Below are 23,127 nucleotides of genomic sequence, written 5' to 3'. Positions count from 1 at the left end.
CCCTCCCTCTCTAACTTTTACTTCAGCAGTTCTTTCAAGTCTTGCGCCAAGGTCTCAGCACCTTGCGCATGCTTGATGTACAGGCGTAAACGTCCTTCTGGATCAAAAGCGTAGCTGCCTGCTGTGTGATCCATTGTGTATGAACCAGGGCTCGTGCCAGGCACCTTCTTGTAATAAATCTTAAAGTCCTTGGTCACTTTTTCTAAAGCTGCCTCATCCGCTGGACGCAAGCCCAAGAAGCGCGAATCAAATGCAGGAACATACTGCTTCAAAATATTTGCACTATCTCGCTCGGGATCCACAGTGACAAACAGTACTTGAACCTTATCTGCCTGAGGGCCCAAGATAGTCATGACCTGCTGCATTTCTGTGAGCGTTGTAGGGCAAATATCAGGACACTGCGTATAACCAAAGAACATCACAACCGCCTTGCCCTTGAAGTCAGCCAGCGTTCTAACTTTGCCATCAGGGTCAATCAAACTAAAGTCAGTGCCAAAAGCCTTACTACCAGTGATATCGACATTCTTAAAGCTTTGCTGAGGGCTACAAGCCAATAGCGCTAAGCCTATGAATGACAACATCAAGATGCGCGCAACACAGGTAGAAAGTTTTGATAAATTCATATTCAACTTAAATGAAATAGTGGTCGATTAATAGCGCTGCAAACAGTAGAGACAGATAGGTAATTGAAAAACGGAAAGTCTTTTTCGCAAGCTCATCACTATAAGAAATAAATAGGGCAATGACATAAGCTAGGAACATCAGACCCAGAATGATTGCAGAGATTAAATACACCAGCCCACTCATGCCGTAGATGTAAGGCAGTAAAGTAGCGGCAATCAAGATTAAGGTGTAGAGCAGGATATTGAGTAGCGTAAAACGTTCACCATGGGTCACCGGCAACATCGGCAAGCCACTTTGTACATAGTCATCACGACGATATAAAGCAAGCGCCCAGAAGTGTGGCGGCGTCCAAACAAAAATAATCAGCACCAAGAGCCAAGCCTCAGCAGACAAGCCATTGGTGACTGCAGCCCAACCTAAAGCAGGTGGCATGGCGCCAGAGAGCCCACCAATCACAATGTTCTGTGGTGTGGCAGGCTTCAGTAACCAAGTGTAAATCACAGCATAGCCAACAAAGGTTGCCACGGTGAGCCACATCGTTAATGGATTGCAGAAGTTCCACAAAATGACCATCCCCAAGCTTCCGAGAACAATCGAGAAAATAATAATGTGAAAAGGCGTTACTTCACCAGTCGCAGATGGCCTCCAAGAGGTGCGTTTCATTTTGGCATCGACCGCCTGCTCAATTAAGCAGTTCATCGCAAACGCAGCGCCTGCTAATAACCAAATTCCCGCAATCCCGCCAATCAGCACTGAATAAGGGACCATGCCAGGGGTGGCCAAGAACATCCCAATCACTGCACAAAACACTGCCAGCTGAGTGACGCGGGGCTTGGTAAGCACCCAATATTGACGCCAACGCGGCATTGCTTCAGGAGTGGAGGTTGTGGGGCTACTCATAATGATTTAACCATCTTAATCTGAATCGGGGCGTTCCAAGAAGACCATTGGGCTAGACGAACTAAGCAAAACACCAGCGAAGCGGAACCAGCTGTATGCATTAAGGCGGCAAGGAGTGGCCATTGAAAGACCACATTGGAAATACCTGTCAGGGCTTGAAGAATTAATAAGCCAAGTAATAATTTGGCAAGCTTGCCCATTCCTAACAACTCAGAACCACTCAACCGGAGAGCGCTGATTCCCAATAGGCTCAGAGCTGCAATAGCAACTACAGCAAATACCCGATGTGCCCAGTGAATCGTTTGTAAAGCGACGGGGGAAATAGATTCACCTTGAGCATTCAAACCTAGGGCACGCCACAGAGTAAAACCTTCTTGCCAATCTGTTTCGGGCCAAAGAGTACCCATGCAAGTTGGAAAATCAGGACAGGCTAATACGGCGTAATTCGTACTCACCCATGCACCCAAAAAGATTTGAGCAAGCAAAGCGACTGAGGCGAGCAATAGTAACTTTGCAGAAAGTGGCTTGGTCTGAAAACGAAGAGCTGAGGAAGTCTTCTCTTCCCAGTCTTGCTGCGCATAAGTCGTTAAACACGCTAGCAAAACCAAGGCCAGCATTAAGTGAATAGTGACAATGATGGGTTGCAGCTTAAGCGTCACAGTCCAAGCTCCAAACGCGCCTTGAATGCACACTAAAAGCAGTAAACCAAGACTACCCAACACAGGTTTTTTACCCAAGCTACGCAATTTGCTGCAGGCTACTACCAACTGAATCAAAATCAAGGCTCCGACTGTCATTGCTAAATAGCGATGAATCATCTCTATCCAAGCCTTAATGACAGTCACAGGGCCTGTAGGCATGCTGGCTTGGGCCATTTGAATCTCGCCGATTGCATGCCATGGATTTGATGTGCCGTAGCAACCAGGCCAATCTGGACAACCCAGGCCAGAGTCTGTAAGACGGGTAAAGGCGCCAAACACAATCAAGTCGAAAGTCATGAAGACTAAAACCCAATTGAGCTTTTGGAAAAAGTTGTAGCTCGGCCTAGTCCAGAGATACGCCAAAGGTAGGCCTGCAAAGACAATTGCAATTGCAGCTAACTCGGCGAGTAATAACAAACTACTCATTGCAATTGTTCGCCCTTACGATTGAGGCGCAATAGTTTCTCAAGATCCTTTTTGATACTGCCAAATTCTTTTGGAGAATTCGTTACTGGGAAGACCATCATCTTGGCCGGACTTGGATCGATCAACTGAACCTTCTGGCCCGCGCCGTCACGATTAAGCCAAGTATCAAATTCAGCTTTCAGCTGAGGGTCTGTAGGCAAACTGAGAATCTGAAATCCTGCCATCTTTTGATCATAGGCTAACAATACCTCTGGATCTACTGGCTTTCCATCTGTATTGACCCAAACCAATTGAACGCGACTACTTTCACGACCAACCGCAATACGCAACTGGCGCATCAAAAATAAAGCCTCAAGACAGGATTCATTTTTAACGGTGCATTCACCAGCTGGCCTTGCCACTAGCAAAGTCCACTTGCCATTAAAGGGAATATCAAACCAAACAGGGTTTACATCTTGGACTGGCTGAACCAAGGTTCCAAAATTGGTTTTTCCACCCTCTGGCTTAAAGACGTAATACGCCAAATAAGAGGCGATGACTGGTGCTGCACAAGCAAGCAATAAGAGCAGCATTTGAATGCGCCCTCGCCGAGTTTGCCCATTAATCACAGACGCATCTGTTTGTGATGCTGGAATCAATAATTCTTTATCACTCACACTCTATCTCCATTCACAGCAAGCTCTCGCTGATATTTGATGAGCCCATTGATGAGCCAAAACAAGAATCCGGCTAGAGCCAATACAAACCACTGAAAGGCATAAGCATAATGGCGATCGACTCCATTTGTTGGGGAGGGCCAATTTCTGACTAAACCATCCTTCTTGTCTGACTCGGACTCGCGGATAATAAATGGCAATTGCTTCCATGCATGACTTTGGGCTTCCAATCCCAAGTCAAAGTTTTGCTCAATTCGGGGCCTCACTTTCGTGTCAGCCTTTTGTCCCAACTCATATACTCTTCCAGGATGGGGGAAAGCAATTCCCTCGATAGTCACCACTTCATCGGTAGTTTGGACTGGAGGTAGCTCAATGCGATTTTCATTATTGCGAGGCGCCCAGCCTCGATTAACCCACAGGACAGCCTCTTGGCCATCTAATTTCATGGGCATCATCACATAAAAGCCTGATTGCCCGGAAGCACCAGCGCCACCCTCAGGAATCGGACGAGGGCGGTTATCCAGCCATATAACTTCATCTTGCATAAAGCTCCCTCGGACAAGAATCCGACGCTCTGCAGCCCGCTCTAAGGTCAAATTATCCGTGTTGGCATTCAGAATAGGCATTTGAAGCTTGGCAGATAGAGACTCGCCTAAGCGAATCTTTTGCTCTGCTCGATTCAGTTGCCAGATGCCAGCCCCACAGCCTACTAAAATCACCAGAAGGGCTGATAAAGTAGCAACTATACGACTAGTAATTAAGCTAGAAAACATATTCACAGAGGTATCTTGAGATGAAATGGATTATTCCAGTTGCACTGCTAATGATTGTAGGAAGCCTAGGCTCTGCTCTCTACTTCATGATGAAAGACAAAGGCGGGAGCTCAAGAATGGTTCAGTCTCTCATGCTGCGTATTGGACTTTCAATAGTTCTATTTCTTGGCATTCTGATTGCCCACTACTTTGGCTATATCGAGGCTGGCGGCGTTCGGGTAGGTACAAACTAAGCAGACTCTTTTGCCAGCGAGCATCCAATAAAAATCGGGGCATTAAGCCCCGATTTTTATTTCCTTACATCCAGTAAACAGCGATGTAGAGACCAAGCCAGACAACGTCAACGAAGTGCCAGTACCAAGCGGCGCCCTCAAATGCGAAATGATTTTCAGAAGTAAAGTCACCTCGAATCATGCGACGCAACACAATCGCCAACATTAAACCACCAAGAAATACGTGGAAGCCGTGGAAACCAGTCAACATAAAGAATGTGGAGCCATAAACGCCTGAAGTCAACTTCAAGTTCAGTGCATGGTATGCATGGTAGTATTCGTAGCCCTGGAAACACAAGAAAACAAAGCCTAGACCAACAGTGGCAGCCAATCCCATGATCGCCTGCTTCATGTGATTTTCACGGAGCGCATGGTGAGCATAAGTCACAGTTACACCTGAGCTCAATAGCAACAAGGTATTGATAGTTGGGATTGGCCATGGGCCCATGGTCGTGAATTTCTCCACCAAACCTGCAGGGCCATCATTAGGCCAGACTGCTGTGAAGTCAGGCCAGAGCAACTTGCTCTCCACATCACCCATCCAAGGCATTGCGATATTGCGTGCATAGAACAAAGCAGCAAAAAATGCGCCGAAGAACATGATCTCTGAAAAGATGAACCAAGCCATCGACCAGCGATAGGAGATATCCACGTTCACACCGTTTTTACCTGCATTTGACTCAGCAATCGTGTCCCCAAACCATTTGTAGAGAACAAACAAAACCCAGAGTACGCCTACTGCAGTTACTGGGCCGCCCCAAGCTGCGTGGTTTACCCAGCCAGACATTCCAGCACCAAAGGCAAGCAGACCTAGAGCCGCTGCAGCTGGATGACCAGATAGTCCAGGAACGAAATAGTAAGGGGTTGAATTGGATGACATCTTATTCTCTCTATTCAATCAAAAAATAATCAATGGGACACAACTGCTTTAACTATCAAAAGGAGTATGCCCATAAAAATCAAGGCACCTAAAACTCCCGCAATAACAATGTGGACAAAACTTAATGAAGCTACATCTTCCTGCAATCCTGATTTCTTACGCACACCCAAAAAAGCCCACAATACAGCGATCATGGATTGCATAAAAGTACTTTTCTTGCTCATGACGCCGTTTTCGATTTAGGTGTTGTTGAGCCTGCTGGCTGCTGACCAACCCCCAATTCAAAGAAGGTATACGACAAGGTAATAGTTTTCACGTCAGCGGGCAGCCCAGAATCAATCACAAACACGACCGGCATCTTCTTCATTTCATGAGCTGCTAGGGTTTGCTGCTGAAAACAAAAACACTCTAATTTAGTGAAGAACTCCATGGCGCTTTTAGGCGCATAACTCGGAATAGCTTGAGCCTCTACAGGGCGGTTCAAATTGTTTGTTACCTCGTAAACAATCTCGGTCATTTCTCCTGGGTGCACGTCTAAGAAGTTTTTTACCGGACGAAAAGTAAAAGGTCCACGACTATTGGAATCAAACTCGATAGTCACCTTGCGGGAATAGTCCACCTGAGTATTGCCAACCCTATTGGCGCTATAAGCGCGAATGCCATAGTCATTCTTGCTGGTGACCACATTAATGCCGGTCACTTCGCACAAGGCTTTATACATCGGTACTAATGCATAACCAAAACCGAACATCATCACTGAAGCGATCAATAGCTTCAGCAAGATTTGGCGGTTAATAGAAGCAATAGCAGTCATAAAAGATGGATGGGTTTAACCCAACATGCTCCGCTTAAGGAGAATGCCGATGAAAAACACGGCGGCAACACTGAAAAGGATAAAACCCAATCTGCGATTACTAGCAGATTGGGATTTTTGAAAGGCCGTTAATTTAGATTCCTGCGGCATGTAACTCTTTAGCGTCAGGAGGTGTCTCAAATGTATGGTGTGGGGCAGGCGATGGAATCGTCCACTCCAAACCTTTGGCTCCATCCCATGGCTTCATAGATGCTTTTTCGCCCTTGCCGTTATAAGCTGGCAATACAACGAATAGTAAGAAATAAACCTGAGATAAACCAAAACCGAGTGCGCCAATAGAAGCAATCATATTGAAATCAGCAAACTGAGTTGGGTAATCAGCGTATCGACGCGGCATACCTGCTAAGCCCAAGAAGTGCATTGGGAAGAAGGTGATGTTAAAGAAAATCATGGAAGTCCAGAAATGGATCTTGCCGCGAGTTTCATTGGCCATGTAGCCAGTCCACTTTGGACACCAGTAATAGAAACCAGCAAACATCGCGAACAATGAGCCTGCTACTAATACATAGTGGAAGTGAGCAACAACGTAGTAAGTATCTTGTACGCCAATATCAATTGGTGCCATTGCCAAGATCAAGCCTGTGAAACCACCCATCGTGAATACGAAAATAAAGCCGACTGCCCACAACATTGGAGTCTCGAACGTCATCGAACCTTTCCACATTGTTGCAACCCAGTTGAAAATCTTAACGCCAGTTGGAACAGCAATCAACATCGTCGCGTACATGAAGAATAACTGTCCGGTAACAGGCATGCCGGTTGCAAACATGTGGTGAGCCCACACGATGAATGACAAGATTGCGATGGATGCCGTTGCATAAACCATGGAACTATAGCCAAACAATGTTTTTCTAGAGAACGCAGGAATAATTTCGCTCACGATTCCAAATGCAGGAAGAATCATGATGTACACCTCTGGGTGGCCAAAGAACCAGAAAATATGCTGGAACATGATTGGGTCACCACCGCCAACTGCAGAGAAGAAAGAAGTACCAAAATGACGGTCTGTGAGAACCATGGTGATTGCACCAGCCAACACAGGCATTACAGCGATCAATAAATAAGCAGTAATCAACCAAGTCCAGCAGAACATTGGCATTTTCATCAATGTCAGGCCAGGGGCGCGCATGTTCAGGACGGTCACGATGATGTTAATCGAGCCCATGATGGAGGAAGCACCCAATAAGTGGAGCGCAAAAATACCCATGTCTAAACCTGGGCCCATCTGTGAAGTCAAAGGCGCATACAAAGTCCAGCCACCAGCAGGTGCGCCACCAGGAGCCAAAAATGAACCAAACAATAAACATGCTGCTACTGGAAGAATCCAGAAGCTAAAGTTGTTCATGCGGGCAAAGGCCATATCTGATGCACCGATTTGCAATGGGATCATCCAGTTTGCAAAGCCAACAAATGCTGGCATGATCGCACCAAACACCATTACCAAACCGTGCATGGTCGTTAATTGGTTGAAAAACTCAGGGCGCAAGAATTGCAGACCTGGTTGGAACAATTCCAAACGAATACCCAAAGCCATCACACCACCAGCCATCAAGCTGATGAAAGAAAAGATCAGGTACATCGTTCCAATGTCTTTGTGATTGGTTGCAAACAACCAACGACGCCAGCCATGTGGGGTGTGATCATCATGCGCATGGTTGTGTGCGTGATCGTGGGTGGTAGAGACAGTGCTCATGGATTACTCCGGTTTAGTTTGATCTGTATTAATAAATGAATTACTTGCCAGCGCGTGCAGAGACAATGTCTTGGGTCTGAACAATCTCGCCCGTTTTATTGCCCCAAGCATTGCGGGTGTACGTCATCACGGCAGCAATATCGCCATCAGAAATCACGCCAGCCCACTTCGGCATCGCACCCTTACCATTGATAAGAATGTTGTACTGAGCTGCTTTTGGTCCAAGCACCACTTTGCTGCCTTCAAGCGCAGGGAACGTGCCCGCACCTTTGCCATTTGGCTGATGGCATGCTGCGCAATTGGCTGCATAGACCTTAGCGCCGCGCTCTTTTTGCTCGTCCAAGGTGTAAACCTTAGTTGGATCGTCAGAAGCCGCACCCATTTCTTTTTTCTTCTCTTGCACCCACTTGGTGTAGTCCTCTTGTGAGACTACATTGACCACGATAGGCATAAAGGCATGCTCAGCACCGCACAGCTCTGAACACTGACCGCGGAACTTGCCAATGGTGTCAGCGCGGAACCAAGTGTCACGTACAAAACCAGGAATCGCATCTTGCTTCACACCAAATGCCGGAATAGTCCATGAGTGAATCACGTCATTCGCAGTGGTAATCATGCGAATCTTTTTGCCAACCGGCACCACCATCTCATTGTCCACTTCCATCAAATAGGTATTTGATTTAGGTGCCAAGTTATTGATAGCTTCACGTGAAGTGGACATGGTGGACAAGAAGCTAATGCCTTCGCCTTCACCTTTAATATAGTCGTAACCCCATTTCCACTGATAACCGGTGGTCTTAATAGTGATGTCAGAATTAGTAGTGTCTTTCATAGCCACAACAGTTTTAGTTGCAGGCAAAGCCATACCGATCACGATGAGCAAAGGAATTACTGTCCAAATGATCTCAACAGTGGTGCTTTCGTGGAAAGAGGCAGATTTAGCACCTAAAGATTTGCGGTGCCTGAGGATGGAATAGAACATCACCCCAAAAACGCCGATAAAAATGAGCGCGCAAATAATCAACATCATCCAATGCAACCAATGAATCTCTTGCATGATTTTTGTCGCAGGAGCGGCAAAATTTAGCTGCAGCACTGATGGGCCGCCTGGCATATCTTCCGCAGCCTGTGCAATTGCAGTGCCAAAGGCTGCTACTAAGTAGAGCGAAGCCCTAGTGACTTTTCCAAATAAATTCATCTTATTCTCTGTTTATTGTCATGAGTTTCTGCAGCAATACAGCCTCAGAAAGCCCAAAAAAACGGTATCAAGCAATTCAACTAGCGCTAATTATAGGGTTATTTAGACTCAACAACAAACCGGGTTAACCAGGCTCGCCTCAATCTTGGCAATGGTTTAAAAGATAGTGTGTGCTCACACTTAAGCAGAATCACTCCTAGTCTTGCGTCCGATTTGATTTGGATCAATATAAGCGACATGATCTTGTGATTTAGCAAGGTGCTTACCCAAAGCCCAGGCGTGTCCATAAACCACTTCTAGGGTTAGTTTTTTGGGTAATTGAGTGGATAAGGGGGTATTTTGATCAACAGGGCCAAGCAAATTTAGTGCCTTAGCATCCGATAAAAGAATGTTGTCACTGTCATAGTCCAGCCCCAAGAATTCCATGTCCATGACTGGGTCTGAAAGGCGCTCACCCAGCAAGGCATCCCCCATATCGTGCATATCCCAGGGGCTAGCCAACTTCTTGAGCGGTAATTGCTGAGCCACAAGTTCAGATCTGAGCTCCTTAGCAGTATCCGGGCCGAGATAACTGAATGTCAGTAAACCGCCCTCTTTCAGTACTCGCCAGCACTCTTGCAAAAAATGCTTAGGATCAACCAGATCCTGAATGAAGAGAACGCTCACGACTAAATCTACAGAATTACTAGGAAGGTTAATGCGGCCTGTTTTCTTGTAATCACTAAGGGAAACAACAGATGCTGATTTCATTCTTGAATTCCAAAATCGAGCCAACCTCAATTTGAATAAATCAAAACCCGATAGTTCAGGTTCAGGTGCGCTATGAAAACGAACGCCCGGAAATCGCTTCGTCAGAAAAGGAGCATGCGCCCCAGGGAAATCCGGGAATAACAAGACGTCCTTTACTTCTAACTTAACGATGTCTAATTTTTGCAACATGCGAGCTGCAATTTCATCCTGAAGCCATCTGATTGATTGGGTCATTGGCTCAGTATACTCAGCGACCCCATGCGAACAATAGAGAATATTTTTGAAGTCATTTCTTCTCGCTTATTGCCCAGCGCTTGTATTGTTTGTGGGGTATTTCAGCAACGCACGCTCTGCGTTGATTGCTCCTCGCGACTTGCTTTTGAGCAGCTATTGAATTATGAATGTTGTCAGCAGTGCGGACTCACTCTTCAAGCAAGCGAGCTAAAAGAAAAACGTTGTCAAGAGTGTGCTCTCAACGCGCCCTACTTTGATCAGACCTTTTGCCTTGATCGCTACGATGGAAGACTGCAGTCCGCTTTGCATCAATTGAAATATCAACGAAGACTTGCTTGCGCTCATGGGCTGGCATCAGCATGGAATCAGCTGATGCCTAAAGACATCCACAATTTACAAGCAGAATTTTTACTCCCCGTACCACTCAGCCGAGAAAAATTGTGTTCCCGCGGCTTTAATCAAAGTTGGGAATTAGCCAGACGTATTCATTGCGACAAACGCATTCATAAAAACCCATACATTCTGATGCGCCATCATCACATTCAACATCAGGCCTCTGAAAATCGTGCCAATCGTCAACTCGCTATTCAAGATATGTTCTTCATCAACACTCAATTCCAAGGGCAACTGGAATCGACCTCAGTAGTAGTATTTGATGATGTCATGACTAGCGGAGCAACCTTAAATGAAATCGCCCGCGTATTGAAGGACAATGGCGTATCTCGTGTTATTAATTGGGTTCTACTGAGAACACTTCGTCCATCACAAAGATCTGAACATGTTTAATATTGTTTTATTCGAACCAGAAATTCCACCCAATACAGGCAACATCATTCGCCTGTGTGCAAATACGGGTGCAAAACTCCATCTCATCGAGCCGCTAGGCTTCCCCATGGAAGATGCCAAGCTTCGAAGAGCAGGACTAGATTATCACGAGTTTGCCAAAATAAAAGTTCATAAAAACTGGGCGCAATTTCTTGCTGATGAACAGCCCAAGCCTGCACATATTTTTGCCTTAACAACTAAGAGCTCTGGCAAGTTTCATGATGGCAAATATTTGCCCGAAGATTATTTTGTCTTTGGCTCCGAAACCAAAGGCATTACTGAAGAAGTGAGAAGTTCGATTCCAGCGCCTAACCAAATGCGCTTAGCGATGCAAGATAGCAGTCGCAGCTTAAATCTCTCGAACACGGTAGCAATTGTGGTTTATGAAGCTTGGCGCCAGAACGGATTGCTTGGCGGAAATTAAGAAACTTAAACTTCAACCTTGGGGTCGCGTCCCATCAGTTTTTTCACTGCCTCATGCGGTGAAAGCTTTCCAGATAAGACTTCACACATCATGGCAGTAATTGGCATCTCGACACCAAGACGAGTGGCTAGATTACCAACCGCAGAGGCGCACAAGACACCTTCAGCAACATGTCCTAAATTGCCTAAGATTTCAGGCAAAGGTTTTCCTGCGGCAAGTGCCAAACCAACACGACGATTACGCGAGAGATCGCCGGTGGCAGTCAATATCAAATCGCCTACGCCAGTCAGCCCCATACAGGTCTCTGGTCGACCACCAGCAGCCTTTACTAAACGCATCATTTCTGCAAGGCCACGAGTTAACACTGCAGCGCGCGCATTTAAGCCAAGGTCTAGACCATCACCAATACCAGCCGCAATTGCCAGAACGTTTTTAATTGCACCACCCAGCTCAACTCCAACTAAATCGTCACTAGCATAGATCCGCATATTGCCGTGATGAAAGGCGCCCTGAACAATGTCGCACAAAGTATTTGATTTGCTGGCGATTGTTAATGCGCAGGGCATTCCATTGCCAACCTCTTTTGCAAAACTGGGTCCAGATAAAGCGCCGTAAGAATGCTGAAGACCATGGCTATGCAATTGATCTTCGCGCGCCACTACTTGGTGTGGCAATAAAGTAGTGCTGGGCTCTAAACCCTTACACAACCAAACGATATTAAGCGGGTGTTTTGCGAGGCGCAGCACCTGCGCTACCGTTTCTGACAAACCCGACATTGGAGTCGCAATTACCAAAAGATCATTTTCAGAAAGGCGTTCGATAGCCTGCTCAAAACTCGCTTCTAATTGCAAGCCTTTAGGCAAGATGACACCAGGTAAATATTCTGCGTTCTCACCCGACTTTTGAATCTCTCCCAACTGCTCGGCACTTCTCGACCACAAACAAACGTCGCCCGATTGAAGATGGCGCGCAGCTTGTGCGGCCATAGCAGTACCCCATGATCCAGCTCCAAGCAGCGTCACTTTCATGATCTGTGGGCCTTAATTAAATCAACTTAGTGAGGAAGAATGATTTTGCTTTCATCGGCAGCGCCACCTTCCGTTGCAGCCGCTTGCGCAGCCTGCATCAGGCGGTGTTCATACATGCCGTGGAAATTAATCTCGTTCAAATGAATTGGCTGGAAACCAGCGCGGCTAATGGTGTCTGCAATATTGGAGCGCAAATAAGGATACAAAATCGTTGGGCAAGCAATGCCTAACATGGGATCAATTTGCTCTGCAGGAATATTGCTAAATTCAAAAATGCCCGCTTGCTTTGCCTCAACCAAAAACAGTACTTTGCCGTCTACTTTGGCAGTGACTGTCGCTATTAAAGCAACTTCAAAAATCTCATCACCCAAACGAGTAACAGCAACATCCACCTCAACCTCTACTTGAGGCTCAGCGGAAACCAATAAAATTTGTGGCGCATGTGGCTGCTCTAAAGATAAGTCCTTAAGGTAGATCCGTTGAATGCGGAAACCAGGCTCTTTTGAGTTATCAGCTGCATCTGGAGCGGAAGTAGTTTGTTCAGTCATGGAAAACTTTCTGAGTAAATTTTTTAAGCTAGCAGTGAATCAAGTTGGCCCGCGCGATCTAAGGCTACTAGATCGTCATAACCACCAACATAGGTCTCACCAATATAAATTTGTGGCACAGTGCGACGACCCGTACGCGTCATCATGATCTCGCGCTGGGCAGGATCGCGGTCAATCAAGATCTTCTCCAGATTTGTAACGCCTTTCTTTTGCAATAGCTTTTCTGCCATAACGCAGTATGGACAGACTTGGGTGCTATACATCGTGACTGGTGGCATATCTGAGACTCGCTGAATTATTTAACCAATGGCAGGGCTGCAGCCTGCCAACCTTGAACTCCGCCTTCTAAGACTGCAATCTCAGAAAAGCCCATTTTTTTCAACTCTGGAACAAGTTTGCGCGCACTCGTACCAGAATGGCAAACCAAAATAATGGGGTTTTTACGGTCCAGCTTCAGCTTCTCAACTCCGGAAGGGATTTGCTCAGCCAAGATATGTTTTGCCCCGGGCAGATGACCCGCTTTAAAGTCGGACTCCGGACGCAAGTCCAAAACAGCCGCTTTACGGCGATTCATCCAAATAGTTGCTTCTGTAGGCGATAAGCCTTTTCCGCTAATAAGCGTAGATAATGTGGGAAGGAAGAGTGCTGCGCCCGAAACTAGCAGGAGGGCGATAAGCGCTAAATTATCAATTTGAGTGAGAAAGTTCATCACCGGATTATAGAATGGCTCTATGAAACAACTTGTCCTTATTCGTCATGGCGAATCTGCCTGGAATCTTGAAAACCGCTTCACTGGCTGGGCGGACGTTGACTTAACCCCAAAAGGTACTGAACAAGCACTGGCCGCAGGTGAAAACCTCCGCAAGGCAGGCTATGAGTTTGATGTGGCCTATACCTCTGTTCTTAGAAGAGCTATTCGTACCTTGTGGCATGTTCAAGACACCATGGACCTCATGTGGCTGCCCGTAGTTCATAGCTGGAGACTAAATGAGCGTCACTATGGCGCTCTGACCGGTCTGAATAAAGCCGAAACTGCCGAACAGTACGGAGATGCCCAGGTTCATATTTGGCGCCGCTCCTACGATGTGCGCCCACCACTCTTGGAAACAGGTGATGAACGTAATCCGCAAAATGATCGTCGCTACGAAAAACTGAACGCTTCTGATATTCCCTTAGGCGAGTGCCTTAAAGATAACGTCGAGCGTGTATTACCCCTTTGGAACGAATCTATCGCCCCCGCACTCAAGGCAGGCAAGCGCGTATTACTGGTTGCACACGGCAATAGTATTCGCTCATTAATTAAGTATCTCGACCAGGTTTCTGACGAAGACATTATGGAAATCAACGTCCCTAATGGCATCCCGCTTGTTTATGAGCTCGATGATAACCTCAAACCCATTCAGCATTTTTATTTGGATTAAGGTAAAACAGAAGCATGCGCGTATTTTTCAAGAACTTTGCCCTCGTTTCTATTGGCCTCATCGCCGGGGTTGCAGCCACTATTCAATTGTCCGCTACCGCCCAGCAGGGCACGACACTACCCTTAGATGAACTGCGAACACTATCGAATGTCTTTGCACAAATCAAACGCGAGTATGTTGAGCCGATTGAAGATAAACAGCTGCTAACCGATGCTGTCAAAGGCATGGTGAGCAGTCTTGATCCGCACTCCACCTATCTTGATAAAAAAGATTTTTCGGAAATGCAGGAACAGACTAGCGGCAAGTTTGCTGGTCTTGGTATTGAAATCACTTCAGAAGACGGCGTTGTCAAAGTACTTAACCCGATTGAAGATAGCCCTGCAGCTCGTGCTGGCTTGCAAGCTGGCGATCTCATTACTCGCTTAGATGACAAACCCGTTCGCGGTATGTCACTCGACAAGGCAGTTCGCACCATGCGCGGTACACCGGGCACAAAAATTACTTTGACTGTCTTCCGTAAAAGTGAAGAACGTAGCTTTCCAGTAACCATTACCCGCGCTGAAATTAAAGTGCAGTCCGTTAAAGCCAAAATTTTGGACAACAATATTGCCTGGGTCAGAGTAACGAGCTTTCAAGAGCGCACTGTTCCTGATCTGGCTAAAAAATTAGCTGATCTTGCAAATCAAGATCCTAAAATGAAGGGCATTATTCTTGACCTCAGAAACAATGGTGGCGGCTTGTTGCAAGGCGCAGTCGGTGTAGCTGCCGCCTTCTTGCCAGCAGATGCTGTGATTGTTTCTACTAAAGGTCAGACAGCTGACTCAAAGCAAGTATTCAATGCGACACCAGCAATGTATCGTCTGAGCGAGCCTGGCGACCCTTTATCTAGCGTACCAGCGATATATAAAAAATTACCGATGGTAGTTTTAGTAAATGCCTACTCCGCTTCCGCCTCTGAAATTGTCGCTGGTGCATTACAGGATTACAAACGTGCAACTATTATTGGTAAAACTACTTTTGGCAAAGGCTCAGTACAAACAGTCCGCCCACTGACCAATAATTCTGCACTGAAGATCACTACGGCTTATTACTACACGCCAAGTGGTAAATCGATTCAGGCCTATGGCATCAAGCCGGATATCGCAGTAGATCAAAATAAAGACGGCGATCCTGACGATGTATTAATCACTCGCGAGATCGACAGCGAGAAGCATTTGCGCAACAAGCAATCTTCAGAAGAAAAGCTCGTTGCCGATCGTGAAAAACGTCGCCTAGAAGAGCTACAACGTATTGAAGAAAAGAATGCCAAGAAGACTCCTGAAGAGAAAGAAAAAGACAAGTCCAAGAAGCCTGTCGAGCTCGGTAGCGCAGATGACTTTATGCTTTCTCAGGCAGTCGCATTCATTAATGGTGAGCCTGTGAAACGCTCTGCCTCCAAGCTAGAGTAAGTTCTCGCAATTAGGCATATATATGAATGATGAGCAGCTACTTCGCTACTCGCGGCATTTACTGCTAGAAGAAATTGATGTTGCTGGCCAAGAAACTTTGCTTGGCTCGCACATCCTGATCATTGGCGCCGGTGGCTTAGGAAGCGCTGCCGCACCATACTTGGCTGCAACTGGCGTAGGAAAAATTACGTTGGTTGATCATGACAAAGTCGAGCTCACTAATTTGCAGAGACAAATCATGCATAGCCAGAACTCCCTCGGCAAAAGTAAGGTGGAATCAGGGAAGCAATTTTTGCAAAGCATCAATCCGACGCTCACGATTAATGTAATCGCAGAGAAGGCAACTGAGAATTTATTACAAGAACTCTTGCCATCAGTAAATCTCGTTTTAGATTGCACCGATAACTTTGCTACCCGTCAGCTCATTAATGCAGCTTGCTTTAATCAGAAAGTGCCGCTCGTCTCTGGATCTGCCCTCAAATTTGATGGTCAACTGAGCGTATTTGATTTTCGAAATGAAGCATCCCCTTGCTACGCCTGCCTTTTTTCTCCAGAAGAACAGTTTGAAGAAGTTAGCTGTGCCAGCATGGGTATCTTCTCGCCGCTAGTGGGCATTATTGGCGCGATGCAAGCGGCTCAAGCCCTGCAGGTATTGATTGGCTTTGGTCAGCCTTTGGTGGGAAGAATGTTGTTGTGGAATGCGCTCACTACTCAGATTAATGAGATTCGCATTTCTCGGAATCTAGAATGTCAGGTATGCGGCCCCCAACATTAGGGAGTTAAGAAAGCAATCGCTCTAATGCTTTGGTCTGCTCGTCGGGTTCATAAGCACGCAGGACTCTAGGAACGCGGGCTTTTAATAGGCCTACATTTGCTTTTAAGATCTCGCGCTTAACTAATAGCAGTTGGCTAAAGTGCATTGAGAAATCTGTCAACCCGAGCGCAAGTAATAGCTTTGTTAATGCAGGATCGCCAGCCATCTCACCGCAAACAGCAACCGGCACATCTGCCCGCTTCGCTTGATCAATGATGCTTGATAATAAGTTCAAAATGGCTGGATGCAAGGGGTCATACAAATGCGCAACCGCATGATCCGCACGATCAATTGCCAAGGTGTACTGAATTAAGTCGTTGGTACCAATCGAAAGGAAATCGAATCGATTAATAAACAACGGCAGCATCAAAGCCGCCGCCGGAATTTCAATCATTGCACCAACTTGAATATTTGGATTAAACGCCTTGCCACGCTGATGTAATTGCTGCTTTGCCTTTTCAATCAATCTAAATGTTTCATCGATTTCTTTAGCATGCGCCAACATCGGAATCATAATGCGCGCCTGACCATGGGCGGATGCACGCAAGATAGCCCTGAGTTGAGTTAAAAAGATCTCCGGCTCGGTCAAAGACCAGCGAATCGCACGCAATCCCAATGGGGATGCGCCAGTTTGAGAAACATCTCCACCGCCACCTAAGGCCTTATCAGCACCAACGTCAATGGTTCTAATATTGACAGGCAGACCATGCATTAAATCGACTACGCGACGATATTCTTGATACTGCTGCTCTTCATCAGGCAAGGCTTGCTTTCGATCCATGAATAAAAATTCAGAGCGGAACAAACCAACGCCTACAGCACCCAACTTCACTGCCTGAATAGCATCTTCGGGTAACTCAATATTGGCAAATAACTCAATCTCAACCCGATCAGCTGTTTCTGTCTTGGCATGCTTTAACTGCTTTAGCTTACGAGCCTCTTTTAAAGCTTGCGTTTGCAGCTTTCGATACTCGGCAAGGAGTTGTTCATCGGGTGCAACAACGACAACCCCATGCTCACCATCCAATACCAGCCAATCGCCATGACGAATCATTTCACTGGCGTGTCGCACACCAACTACCGCAGGAATTTCCATACTGCGCGCAACAATTGCTGTGTGTGAAGTCTTTCCTCCAAGATCTGTTACAAATCCCGTGAAAGCATGCTCTTTGAAACGCAGCATGTCATGAGGGGCAATATCATGCGCAACAATAATTGATTCAATGCCGATATCGCTTGCCGGTAAAAAATCGGCATCATTCAACGGATCTTTCTTCTGGGCATTCAAAGCTTTAATTACACGCTCAGCCACCTGGCGAATATCGTTGGCGCGCTCTTTTAAATAGGCGTCCTCAATATCCGCAAATTGCTCCAATAGATCATTCAGCTCGGTTGTTAAAGCCCAGGCGGCATTTAATCTCTGAGTGCGAATCAATTTAATGGGTTTCTCAGCCAAAGCCGGGTCTGCCAGAATCATGCCGTGAACATCTAAGAATGCAGCCATTTCTTGTGGCGCGTCTTTTGGCAATCCTTGGCGCAATTGCGCCAACTCAAGGCGTACCTGCTCAAAAGCATCTAATAGCTTTTTGGCCTCAGCCTCTTCTTTGCCAGCCTCAATGAGGTAATGACTAACTTCTAATGCTGCACGCGAAATCAGTACGGCTTTGCCAATGGCAATGCCTTTGGATACTGCAATTCCGTGCAAAGCAAAAGTCATCCCTATTCGCCCTCACCAAATCGATCATTAATTAATGCAGCTAAAGCTTGCATTGCCTCATTCTCTTTCTCGCCAACGGTCTCTAGAGTGACTGTGCTTCCAATGCCAGCAGCCAGCATCATGACGCCCATAATGCTCTTGGCATTAATTTGACGTCCATTGCGGGATAAAAAGATTTCACAAGGAAACTCGGCAGCAAGCTGGGATAACTTCGCAGATGCGCGAGCATGCAACCCCAACTTATTAATGATTTCGATTTCAGCAACAGGCATAGTGCGTCCTATTCCTCCGTAGTGGCTTGCGGTGTTTTAGAACCCAGGCGCAAAATTCCATTTTGACCACCTAGAAGCGCTTTTTTAGCCAACTCCTCCAAGCCCTCACCACGATGAGAGATGCAGCGCATCAGCATGGGTAGATTTAATCCGGACAAGACAATCACGGGTGCATTTAAACCAGACAATGGCCCCAAAGCTTCAAGCTTAGATGCCACATTGGCGGGAGTCGCACCCATTACATCGGTCAATATTAAAACGCCTTGACCTGTATTGACGCCATAGGCCGCTTTCAAAAGTCGGTCGAAGCTGGCTTTTGTATCTTCGTAGGGCGGAATATCAACAGCCCTAACCCTCTCTGGCAGCACACCAAACGCATGCTCAGCAAAACCGAGCATCGCACTTGCTACTGGGGTGTGAGCAACTATTACGATTCCAACCATGTCTATGCCAATGCCTTTTCAAGCGCTGTTAACCAAAATTTCGAAACATCAAACCCACTTTGCTCAGTAATTTCTACAAAACATGTTGGGCTAGTCACATTGATTTCGGTGACATAGGCGCCAATTAAATCTAATCCTACCAAGAACAAGCCTCGGGCATTCAATATAGAGGCAAGACGCTCTGCGACCTTTATCTCGGCATTAGTTAGTGGCATAGCCACTCCTTTGCCACCAGCAGCTAAATTACCTCTGATTTCACTACCCTGCGGAATGCGGGCTAATGCAAATGGCACCACCTCGCCACCGATCAGCAGTACTCGCTTATCGCCTTGGGATATCTCAGGCAAGAATCTCTGCACCATCAAAGTACGCGCGCCATTCTCACCTAGCGTCTCAACAATGCTGGCAAGATTTAAACCATTGGGACCCACGCGAAATACGCCCATACCACCCATACCATCTAGGGGCTTGATCACAATATCTTGATGCTCTCGATGAAACACTTCAATTGCACTGAGTTCACGCGTCACTAAAGTTGGCGGAATGAGTTCTGGAAACTCTGTGATAGATATCTTTTCGGAGTGATCGCGAATAGCCGTTGGATTATTAAATACTTTCGCACCCTGACGAACAGCAGCCGACAATAACCAAGTGGTATTGAGATATTCAATATCAAACGGCGGATCTGTACGCATCATGACTGCGTTAAAGGTATTTAATGGGCGATCCTCTATGGGGCCCAATTCAAACCATGATGTACTGCTTGGCTTAATTTCGAGTGGCCGACAATCAGCCACTACAAAGTCATCTCTCCAGAGAATATTACGACTTTCGCAAAACCAAAGTTGATGTCCTGACTCTTGCGCAACTCGCATCATTGCTAAGGTGGAGTCTTTGCTAATCTTAAAAGACTCCAAAGGATCAGCAATAAAAAGAAAGTTCATCTCAATATCCGAATAAGTTAAGCGGCTTCTGCATTAGGATCAGAGCGCTCTAACTCTAAAGATGCTGCCAATAAAGCTAGACGAGCAACAACACCATAGAGATAAAAACGATTTGGGGGGGCGCTACCAGGCTTAGCACCCAGGTCTGGCATAGAGTTTTGCTCAAATGCTAAAGGTACAAAGTGCATACCTGGCGCATTGAGATTCTCATCGGGACCACGATCGGTATGGACGCGATAGAAGCCACCGATCACATAGCGGTCAATCATATACACCACAGGCTCAGCAACTGCCTCGTTCACCTTCTCGAAAGTATATACGCCCTCTTGAATCAAAACATCGCTTACTTCAAGACCTTCTTTTACTACACTCATCTTGTTTCGGTCTTTGCGATTCAAGCCTTTGAGTTGGGCAGGATCGTTCACCACCATCACACCCATGCCGTATGTACCAGCATCGGCCTTTACAACGACATAAGGTTTTTCTTTAATACCGTACTCACGATATTTTTTAGCCGTCTTCTTTAAAACCTTCTCAACTGCTGCTTGTAATTCCTCTTCGCCCTTGCGCTCATGAAAATTCACATTTGAACAACTAGCAAAATAAGGGTTGATCATCCATGGATCAATATCAACTACCTTTGCAAATTTTTTAGCAACCTCATCGTATGCAGCAAAGTGATTTGATTTGCGACGAACATGCCAACCAGCATGTAGGCCTGGTAGGAGATACTGCTCGTGCAGGTTTTCTAAAATCGGAGGAATGCCTGCTGATAAATCATTGTTCAGCAGAATTGAGCATGGATCAAAATCTTTTAGTCCAAGTCGTTGCTTCTTCAGACCCAAACGAGATAGCGGCTCCATCAAGAGGCGATTGCCATCTGGCAAATCAATCCAAGTTGGTTTTTTAATTTCGTCAGATAAAGTGCCCAAGCGCACATTCAGGCCTGCTTGACGCAAGATCGAGGACAGGCGCGCAATATTCTGCAAATAGAACGTATTGCGAGTATGTCGCTCGGGTATCAATAGTAAATTTTTTGCTTCAGGACAAATTTTCTCAATCGCAGCCATGGCAGCCTGAACAGCTAAAGGCAACATTTGGGGCGAGAGGTTATTAAAACCACCTGGAAAGAGGTTGGTATCAACCGGGGCAAGCTTAAAGCCTGCATTGCGCAGATCTACGGAACAGTAAAACGGCGGAGTGTGCTCCTGCCATTCAAGCCTGAACCAGCGCTCAATCGTTGGGGTTGCTTCTAATACCTTCGACTCGAGATCGAGAAGAGGGCCGCTAAGGGCAGTGATGAGATGTGGGACCATTTCACCATTGTAAGATTTTTAAAAGAAAGACGCGGAATCCGAGGATCCCGCGCTTAAAAACCGGGCAGCCAACTAAAGCCGCCCAGTGAGGGGTAAAAATGCTAATTAAGACTCGTAAGCAGACTCACCGTGGGAAGTGATATCCAAGCCTTCGCGCTCAGCATCTTCCTTGACACGTAAACCAATCACGATATCCACCAATTTGAAGGCGATGTAAGAAACTACGCCAGACCAAATCAGGGTAACAATCACACCTTGGCTCTGAATCCATAATTGGCTAGCAATAGAGTAATCAGGGGCTGCAGCATTGGCTACGTAATCCCAAATACCTGTTCCGCCTAAAGCTGGATCTGCGAACACACCAGTTAACAAAGCGCCTAAGATACCGCCAACGCCATGCACACCGAATACGTCCAAGCTGTCGTCTGAACCCAACATCTTCTTGAGACCAGAAACACCCCATAAGCAAACCACGCCAGCAAGAACGCCGATAACGAGTGCACCCATTGGGCCAACAAAACCAGCAGCTGGTGTAATTGCAACCAAACCGGCTACGCAACCAGATGCAGCACCCAACATAGAAGGCTTGCCTTTAGTAATCCACTCAGCAAATGACCAGCCCAATACTGCAGCAGCTGTTGCCAACAATGTGTTTACGAATGCCAAGGCTGCACTGCCGTTTGCTTCGAGAGCAGAACCAGCATTAAAACCAAACCAACCGAACCACAAGAGTGAAGCACCAATCATGACGAACACTAAGTTATGCGGCTTAATTGCTTCTTTGCCGTAACCTAAACGTTTGCCGATCACGAATGAACCTACCAAGCCTGCGATCGCAGCATTGATGTGAACAACAGTACCGCCAGCAAAGTCAAGAACACCCTTCTGCCACAACCAGCCAGCACGAGCTGTAATTGCTTCGAGTGATGCAGCGTCTTTAATATCATCAGGACCTGGCCAGAACCAAACCATGTGAGCGATTGGCAAGTAGCTGAAAGTGAACCACAAAATCACAAACAAAATAATTGCAGAAAACTTTGCACGCTCAGCAAATGAGCCAATGATCAAGCAGCAAGTAATTGTTGCGAACGCAGCTTGGAAGGCCATAAATACATACTCAGGAATCACAATGCCTTTGCTAAATGTAGCAGCAACTGAATCTGGAGTAATGCCTTGCAAGAACAAGCGATCTAGTCCACCAATGAATGCGCCACCTTCAGTAAATGCAAAGCTGTATCCATAGAGAGACCACAACACTGTGATCAACGCAAATACGAACATACACTGTACGAGTACAGAAAGAATGTTCTTGCTACGTGTTAAACCGCCGTAGAACAAAGCCAAACCAGGCAAAGTCATCAAGATTACTAATGCTGTACACACCAATAACCAAGCTGTATCGCCCTTGTTTGGAACCAATGCAGGAGCAGCAGCAACTGCAGCAGCGGCCGCAGCAGCAACTGGCTTAGCTTCATCAGCAAAAGCTGGTGAAGTCACCATAACGCTAGTTGCACCAATAGCCAAGGCCATTGCGCTTCCAGCTAGGAGTCGTTTCATCCAAGTTAACATTTTGAACCTCTCTTTAAAGTGCTGACGCGCCGGTTTCACCGGTACGAATGCGAATGACGTGTTCGACTGGGGAGACAAAAATTTTGCCATCACCAATTTTTCCAGTACGAGCAGATTTTTCAATCGCTTCAATCGCTCGCTCCAAGATGCCATCTTCAACAGCAGCTTCAATTTTTACTTTAGGTAAAAAGTCGACTACATACTCAGCACCGCGATACAACTCGGTGTGACCCTTTTGACGGCCAAAGCCTTTAACTTCAGTGACGGTGATGCCCGAAACTCCCACTTCCGAGAGAGCTTCGCGCACTTCGTCAAGCTTGAAGGGCTTGATGATTGCGGTAATTAATTTCATACGTTTCTCCGTTCAAAGGAAGGAA

General features: G+C 46.4%; 29 protein-coding genes. 6 read left to right on the top strand and 23 right to left on the bottom strand.

Annotation, left to right across the window (positions count from 1 at the left end):
• Positions 1-17: 17 nt before the first annotated feature.
• Genes B7Y67_RS00480 through B7Y67_RS00460 form a run of 5 tightly spaced genes read right to left on the bottom strand, consistent with a single transcriptional unit; the run spans position 18 to position 4,080 of the window.
• Positions 18-581, bottom strand: a complete 564-nt coding sequence (locus B7Y67_RS00480; protein ID WP_293596809.1) for an SCO family protein — start codon at positions 579-581, stop codon at positions 18-20.
• A 49-nt stretch (positions 582-630) separates the two neighbouring features.
• Positions 631-1,524, bottom strand: coding sequence for a heme o synthase (gene cyoE, locus B7Y67_RS00475; protein WP_293596794.1), 894 nt, complete (start codon positions 1,522-1,524; stop codon positions 631-633).
• Positions 1,521-2,651 carry a heme A synthase gene (locus B7Y67_RS00470; RefSeq protein ID WP_293596793.1) on the bottom strand — a complete coding sequence of 377 codons (1,131 nt, stop codon included), beginning with the start codon at positions 2,649-2,651 and terminating at the stop codon, positions 1,521-1,523. Before B7Y67_RS00470 ends, cyoE begins: the two co-directional genes overlap by 4 nt.
• A complete protein-coding gene (locus B7Y67_RS00465) occupies positions 2,648-3,307 on the bottom strand; it encodes a hypothetical protein (protein ID WP_293596792.1) in 660 nt (219 codons plus the stop codon). The genes B7Y67_RS00470 and B7Y67_RS00465 overlap by 4 nt, the downstream gene beginning before the upstream one ends.
• Positions 3,304-4,080 carry an SURF1 family protein gene (locus B7Y67_RS00460; protein WP_293596808.1) on the bottom strand — a complete coding sequence of 259 codons (777 nt, stop codon included), beginning with the start codon at positions 4,078-4,080 and terminating at the stop codon, positions 3,304-3,306. Before B7Y67_RS00460 ends, B7Y67_RS00465 begins: the two co-directional genes overlap by 4 nt.
• A 20-nt stretch (positions 4,081-4,100) precedes the next feature.
• Between B7Y67_RS00460 and B7Y67_RS00455 the strand changes: the two genes are divergently transcribed.
• On the top strand, positions 4,101-4,313 hold the full coding sequence (locus tag B7Y67_RS00455) for a twin transmembrane helix small protein (protein ID WP_015422086.1): 213 nt from the start codon (positions 4,101-4,103) through the stop codon (positions 4,311-4,313).
• A 64-nt stretch (positions 4,314-4,377) separates the two neighbouring features.
• Here B7Y67_RS00455 and B7Y67_RS00450 read toward each other — a convergent pair whose 3' ends face one another.
• The 7 genes from B7Y67_RS00450 to B7Y67_RS00420 form a co-directional block, all read right to left on the bottom strand.
• Positions 4,378-5,232, bottom strand: a complete 855-nt coding sequence (locus B7Y67_RS00450) for a cytochrome c oxidase subunit 3 (RefSeq protein ID WP_293596791.1) — start codon at positions 5,230-5,232, stop codon at positions 4,378-4,380.
• A gap of 29 nt (positions 5,233-5,261) precedes the next feature.
• Positions 5,262-5,456 carry a DUF2970 domain-containing protein gene (locus B7Y67_RS00445; RefSeq protein WP_216229745.1) on the bottom strand — a complete coding sequence of 65 codons (195 nt, stop codon included), beginning with the start codon at positions 5,454-5,456 and terminating at the stop codon, positions 5,262-5,264.
• Positions 5,453-6,046 (bottom strand): cytochrome c oxidase assembly protein, encoded by a 594-nt coding sequence (locus B7Y67_RS00440; protein WP_293596790.1) that lies wholly within the window; start codon positions 6,044-6,046, stop codon positions 5,453-5,455. The genes B7Y67_RS00445 and B7Y67_RS00440 overlap by 4 nt, the downstream gene beginning before the upstream one ends.
• A 15-nt stretch (positions 6,047-6,061) precedes the next feature.
• Positions 6,062-6,196, bottom strand: a complete 135-nt coding sequence (locus B7Y67_RS00435; protein WP_293596789.1) for a cytochrome oxidase small assembly protein — start codon at positions 6,194-6,196, stop codon at positions 6,062-6,064.
• Positions 6,180-7,799 (bottom strand): cytochrome c oxidase subunit I, encoded by a 1,620-nt coding sequence (gene ctaD / locus B7Y67_RS00430; protein WP_293596788.1) that lies wholly within the window; start codon positions 7,797-7,799, stop codon positions 6,180-6,182. Before ctaD ends, B7Y67_RS00435 begins: the two co-directional genes overlap by 17 nt.
• Before the next feature lie 40 nt (positions 7,800-7,839).
• Positions 7,840-8,997 carry a cytochrome c oxidase subunit II gene (gene coxB, locus B7Y67_RS00425; RefSeq protein WP_293596787.1) on the bottom strand — a complete coding sequence of 386 codons (1,158 nt, stop codon included), beginning with the start codon at positions 8,995-8,997 and terminating at the stop codon, positions 7,840-7,842.
• 180 nt (positions 8,998-9,177) lie between these two features.
• Positions 9,178-9,981, bottom strand: a complete 804-nt coding sequence (locus B7Y67_RS00420; RefSeq protein ID WP_293596786.1) for a class I SAM-dependent methyltransferase — start codon at positions 9,979-9,981, stop codon at positions 9,178-9,180.
• A 24-nt stretch (positions 9,982-10,005) separates the two neighbouring features.
• Between B7Y67_RS00420 and B7Y67_RS00415 the strand changes: the two genes are divergently transcribed.
• Together B7Y67_RS00415 and trmL are read left to right on the top strand one after the other, a co-directional pair.
• Positions 10,006-10,767, top strand: coding sequence for a ComF family protein (locus B7Y67_RS00415; RefSeq protein WP_293596785.1), 762 nt, complete (start codon positions 10,006-10,008; stop codon positions 10,765-10,767).
• The gene (gene trmL / locus B7Y67_RS00410) at positions 10,760-11,230 is read left to right on the top strand and encodes a tRNA (uridine(34)/cytosine(34)/5-carboxymethylaminomethyluridine(34)-2'-O)-methyltransferase TrmL (RefSeq protein ID WP_293596784.1); all 471 of its coding nucleotides are present in this window, start codon (positions 10,760-10,762) and stop codon (positions 11,228-11,230) included. The genes B7Y67_RS00415 and trmL overlap by 8 nt, the downstream gene beginning before the upstream one ends.
• A 5-nt stretch (positions 11,231-11,235) precedes the next feature.
• Here the strand turns inward: trmL and B7Y67_RS00405 are convergent, their stop codons facing one another.
• The 4 genes from B7Y67_RS00405 to B7Y67_RS00390 are packed head-to-tail and all read right to left on the bottom strand — an operon-like array spanning position 11,236 to position 13,515.
• Positions 11,236-12,258 carry an NAD(P)H-dependent glycerol-3-phosphate dehydrogenase gene (locus B7Y67_RS00405; RefSeq protein WP_293596783.1) on the bottom strand — a complete coding sequence of 341 codons (1,023 nt, stop codon included), beginning with the start codon at positions 12,256-12,258 and terminating at the stop codon, positions 11,236-11,238.
• Between the two features lie 26 nt (positions 12,259-12,284).
• On the bottom strand, positions 12,285-12,806 hold the full coding sequence (gene secB / locus B7Y67_RS00400; RefSeq protein WP_293596782.1) for a protein-export chaperone SecB: 522 nt from the start codon (positions 12,804-12,806) through the stop codon (positions 12,285-12,287).
• Positions 12,807-12,829: 23 nt separating this feature from the next.
• Positions 12,830-13,084 carry a glutaredoxin 3 gene (grxC, locus tag B7Y67_RS00395; protein WP_293596781.1) on the bottom strand — a complete coding sequence of 85 codons (255 nt, stop codon included), beginning with the start codon at positions 13,082-13,084 and terminating at the stop codon, positions 12,830-12,832.
• A gap of 17 nt (positions 13,085-13,101) precedes the next feature.
• On the bottom strand, positions 13,102-13,515 hold the full coding sequence (locus B7Y67_RS00390) for a rhodanese-like domain-containing protein (RefSeq protein ID WP_293596780.1): 414 nt from the start codon (positions 13,513-13,515) through the stop codon (positions 13,102-13,104).
• A gap of 22 nt (positions 13,516-13,537) precedes the next feature.
• Here B7Y67_RS00390 and gpmA point away from each other — a divergent pair, with 22 nt between their 5' ends.
• The 3 genes from gpmA to B7Y67_RS00375 are packed head-to-tail and all read left to right on the top strand — an operon-like array spanning position 13,538 to position 16,450.
• The gene (gene gpmA, locus B7Y67_RS00385; protein ID WP_293596779.1) at positions 13,538-14,227 is read left to right on the top strand and encodes a 2,3-diphosphoglycerate-dependent phosphoglycerate mutase; all 690 of its coding nucleotides are present in this window, start codon (positions 13,538-13,540) and stop codon (positions 14,225-14,227) included.
• A 14-nt stretch (positions 14,228-14,241) separates the two neighbouring features.
• Positions 14,242-15,675: a S41 family peptidase gene (locus B7Y67_RS00380; RefSeq protein WP_293596778.1), complete on the top strand. Its 1,434-nt coding sequence runs from the start codon at positions 14,242-14,244 to the stop codon at positions 15,673-15,675.
• 22 nt (positions 15,676-15,697) lie between these two features.
• Positions 15,698-16,450 carry a molybdopterin-synthase adenylyltransferase MoeB gene (locus tag B7Y67_RS00375; RefSeq protein WP_293596777.1) on the top strand — a complete coding sequence of 251 codons (753 nt, stop codon included), beginning with the start codon at positions 15,698-15,700 and terminating at the stop codon, positions 16,448-16,450.
• A gap of 4 nt (positions 16,451-16,454) precedes the next feature.
• Here the strand turns inward: B7Y67_RS00375 and ptsP are convergent, their stop codons facing one another.
• The 7 genes from ptsP to B7Y67_RS00340 form a co-directional block, all read right to left on the bottom strand.
• A complete protein-coding gene (gene ptsP, locus B7Y67_RS00370) occupies positions 16,455-18,206 on the bottom strand; it encodes a phosphoenolpyruvate--protein phosphotransferase (protein WP_293596776.1) in 1,752 nt (583 codons plus the stop codon).
• Positions 18,207-18,208: 2 nt separating this feature from the next.
• A complete protein-coding gene (locus B7Y67_RS00365; protein ID WP_293596775.1) occupies positions 18,209-18,478 on the bottom strand; it encodes an HPr family phosphocarrier protein in 270 nt (89 codons plus the stop codon).
• Between the two features lie 8 nt (positions 18,479-18,486).
• Complete coding sequence (locus B7Y67_RS00360) at positions 18,487-18,921, bottom strand: PTS fructose transporter subunit IIA (protein ID WP_293596774.1); 435 nt, start codon at positions 18,919-18,921, stop codon at positions 18,487-18,489.
• Positions 18,922-18,923: 2 nt separating this feature from the next.
• Positions 18,924-19,865 carry a glutathione synthase gene (gene gshB / locus B7Y67_RS00355; protein ID WP_293596773.1) on the bottom strand — a complete coding sequence of 314 codons (942 nt, stop codon included), beginning with the start codon at positions 19,863-19,865 and terminating at the stop codon, positions 18,924-18,926.
• 17 nt (positions 19,866-19,882) lie between these two features.
• Positions 19,883-21,181, bottom strand: coding sequence for a glutamate--cysteine ligase (gene gshA / locus B7Y67_RS00350; protein ID WP_215334022.1), 1,299 nt, complete (start codon positions 21,179-21,181; stop codon positions 19,883-19,885).
• A gap of 105 nt (positions 21,182-21,286) precedes the next feature.
• Positions 21,287-22,750, bottom strand: a complete 1,464-nt coding sequence (locus B7Y67_RS00345; protein ID WP_293596772.1) for an ammonium transporter — start codon at positions 22,748-22,750, stop codon at positions 21,287-21,289.
• Between the two features lie 13 nt (positions 22,751-22,763).
• On the bottom strand, positions 22,764-23,102 hold the full coding sequence (locus B7Y67_RS00340; RefSeq protein WP_011903792.1) for a P-II family nitrogen regulator: 339 nt from the start codon (positions 23,100-23,102) through the stop codon (positions 22,764-22,766).
• Positions 23,103-23,127 lie beyond the last annotated feature (25 nt).

This window comes from Polynucleobacter sp. 35-46-11 (assembly GCF_002281105.1).
The sequence above is the reverse complement of the archived record's forward strand: the minus strand, read 5'-3'. Positions and strand labels throughout refer to the sequence as shown.

Coding starts and splice junctions, on each gene's coding strand:
- B7Y67_RS00480 (WP_293596809.1), bottom strand. CDS start 581: ATGTTGTCATTCATAGGCTTAGCGCTATTGGCTTGTAGCCCTCAGCAA.
- cyoE (WP_293596794.1), bottom strand. CDS start 1,524: ATGAGTAGCCCCACAACCTCCACTCCTGAAGCAATGCCGCGTTGGCGT.
- B7Y67_RS00470 (WP_293596793.1), bottom strand. CDS start 2,651: ATGAGTAGTTTGTTATTACTCGCCGAGTTAGCTGCAATTGCAATTGTC.
- B7Y67_RS00460 (WP_293596808.1), bottom strand. CDS start 4,080: ATGTTTTCTAGCTTAATTACTAGTCGTATAGTTGCTACTTTATCAGCC.
- B7Y67_RS00455 (WP_015422086.1), top strand. CDS start 4,101: ATGAAATGGATTATTCCAGTTGCACTGCTAATGATTGTAGGAAGCCTA.
- B7Y67_RS00450 (WP_293596791.1), bottom strand. CDS start 5,232: ATGTCATCCAATTCAACCCCTTACTATTTCGTTCCTGGACTATCTGGT.
- B7Y67_RS00445 (WP_216229745.1), bottom strand. CDS start 5,456: ATGAGCAAGAAAAGTACTTTTATGCAATCCATGATCGCTGTATTGTGG.
- B7Y67_RS00440 (WP_293596790.1), bottom strand. CDS start 6,046: ATGACTGCTATTGCTTCTATTAACCGCCAAATCTTGCTGAAGCTATTG.
- B7Y67_RS00435 (WP_293596789.1), bottom strand. CDS start 6,196: ATGCCGCAGGAATCTAAATTAACGGCCTTTCAAAAATCCCAATCTGCT.
- ctaD (WP_293596788.1), bottom strand. CDS start 7,799: ATGAGCACTGTCTCTACCACCCACGATCACGCACACAACCATGCGCAT.
- coxB (WP_293596787.1), bottom strand. CDS start 8,997: ATGAATTTATTTGGAAAAGTCACTAGGGCTTCGCTCTACTTAGTAGCA.
- B7Y67_RS00420 (WP_293596786.1), bottom strand. CDS start 9,981: ATGACCCAATCAATCAGATGGCTTCAGGATGAAATTGCAGCTCGCATG.
- B7Y67_RS00415 (WP_293596785.1), top strand. CDS start 10,006: ATGCGAACAATAGAGAATATTTTTGAAGTCATTTCTTCTCGCTTATTG.
- trmL (WP_293596784.1), top strand. CDS start 10,760: ATGTTTAATATTGTTTTATTCGAACCAGAAATTCCACCCAATACAGGC.
- B7Y67_RS00405 (WP_293596783.1), bottom strand. CDS start 12,258: ATGAAAGTGACGCTGCTTGGAGCTGGATCATGGGGTACTGCTATGGCC.
- secB (WP_293596782.1), bottom strand. CDS start 12,806: ATGACTGAACAAACTACTTCCGCTCCAGATGCAGCTGATAACTCAAAA.
- grxC (WP_293596781.1), bottom strand. CDS start 13,084: ATGCCACCAGTCACGATGTATAGCACCCAAGTCTGTCCATACTGCGTT.
- B7Y67_RS00390 (WP_293596780.1), bottom strand. CDS start 13,515: ATGAACTTTCTCACTCAAATTGATAATTTAGCGCTTATCGCCCTCCTG.
- gpmA (WP_293596779.1), top strand. CDS start 13,538: ATGAAACAACTTGTCCTTATTCGTCATGGCGAATCTGCCTGGAATCTT.
- B7Y67_RS00380 (WP_293596778.1), top strand. CDS start 14,242: ATGCGCGTATTTTTCAAGAACTTTGCCCTCGTTTCTATTGGCCTCATC.
- B7Y67_RS00375 (WP_293596777.1), top strand. CDS start 15,698: ATGAATGATGAGCAGCTACTTCGCTACTCGCGGCATTTACTGCTAGAA.
- ptsP (WP_293596776.1), bottom strand. CDS start 18,206: ATGACTTTTGCTTTGCACGGAATTGCAGTATCCAAAGGCATTGCCATT.
- B7Y67_RS00365 (WP_293596775.1), bottom strand. CDS start 18,478: ATGCCTGTTGCTGAAATCGAAATCATTAATAAGTTGGGGTTGCATGCT.
- B7Y67_RS00360 (WP_293596774.1), bottom strand. CDS start 18,921: ATGGTTGGAATCGTAATAGTTGCTCACACCCCAGTAGCAAGTGCGATG.
- gshB (WP_293596773.1), bottom strand. CDS start 19,865: ATGAACTTTCTTTTTATTGCTGATCCTTTGGAGTCTTTTAAGATTAGC.
- gshA (WP_215334022.1), bottom strand. CDS start 21,181: ATGGTCCCACATCTCATCACTGCCCTTAGCGGCCCTCTTCTCGATCTC.
- B7Y67_RS00345 (WP_293596772.1), bottom strand. CDS start 22,750: ATGTTAACTTGGATGAAACGACTCCTAGCTGGAAGCGCAATGGCCTTG.
- B7Y67_RS00340 (WP_011903792.1), bottom strand. CDS start 23,102: ATGAAATTAATTACCGCAATCATCAAGCCCTTCAAGCTTGACGAAGTG.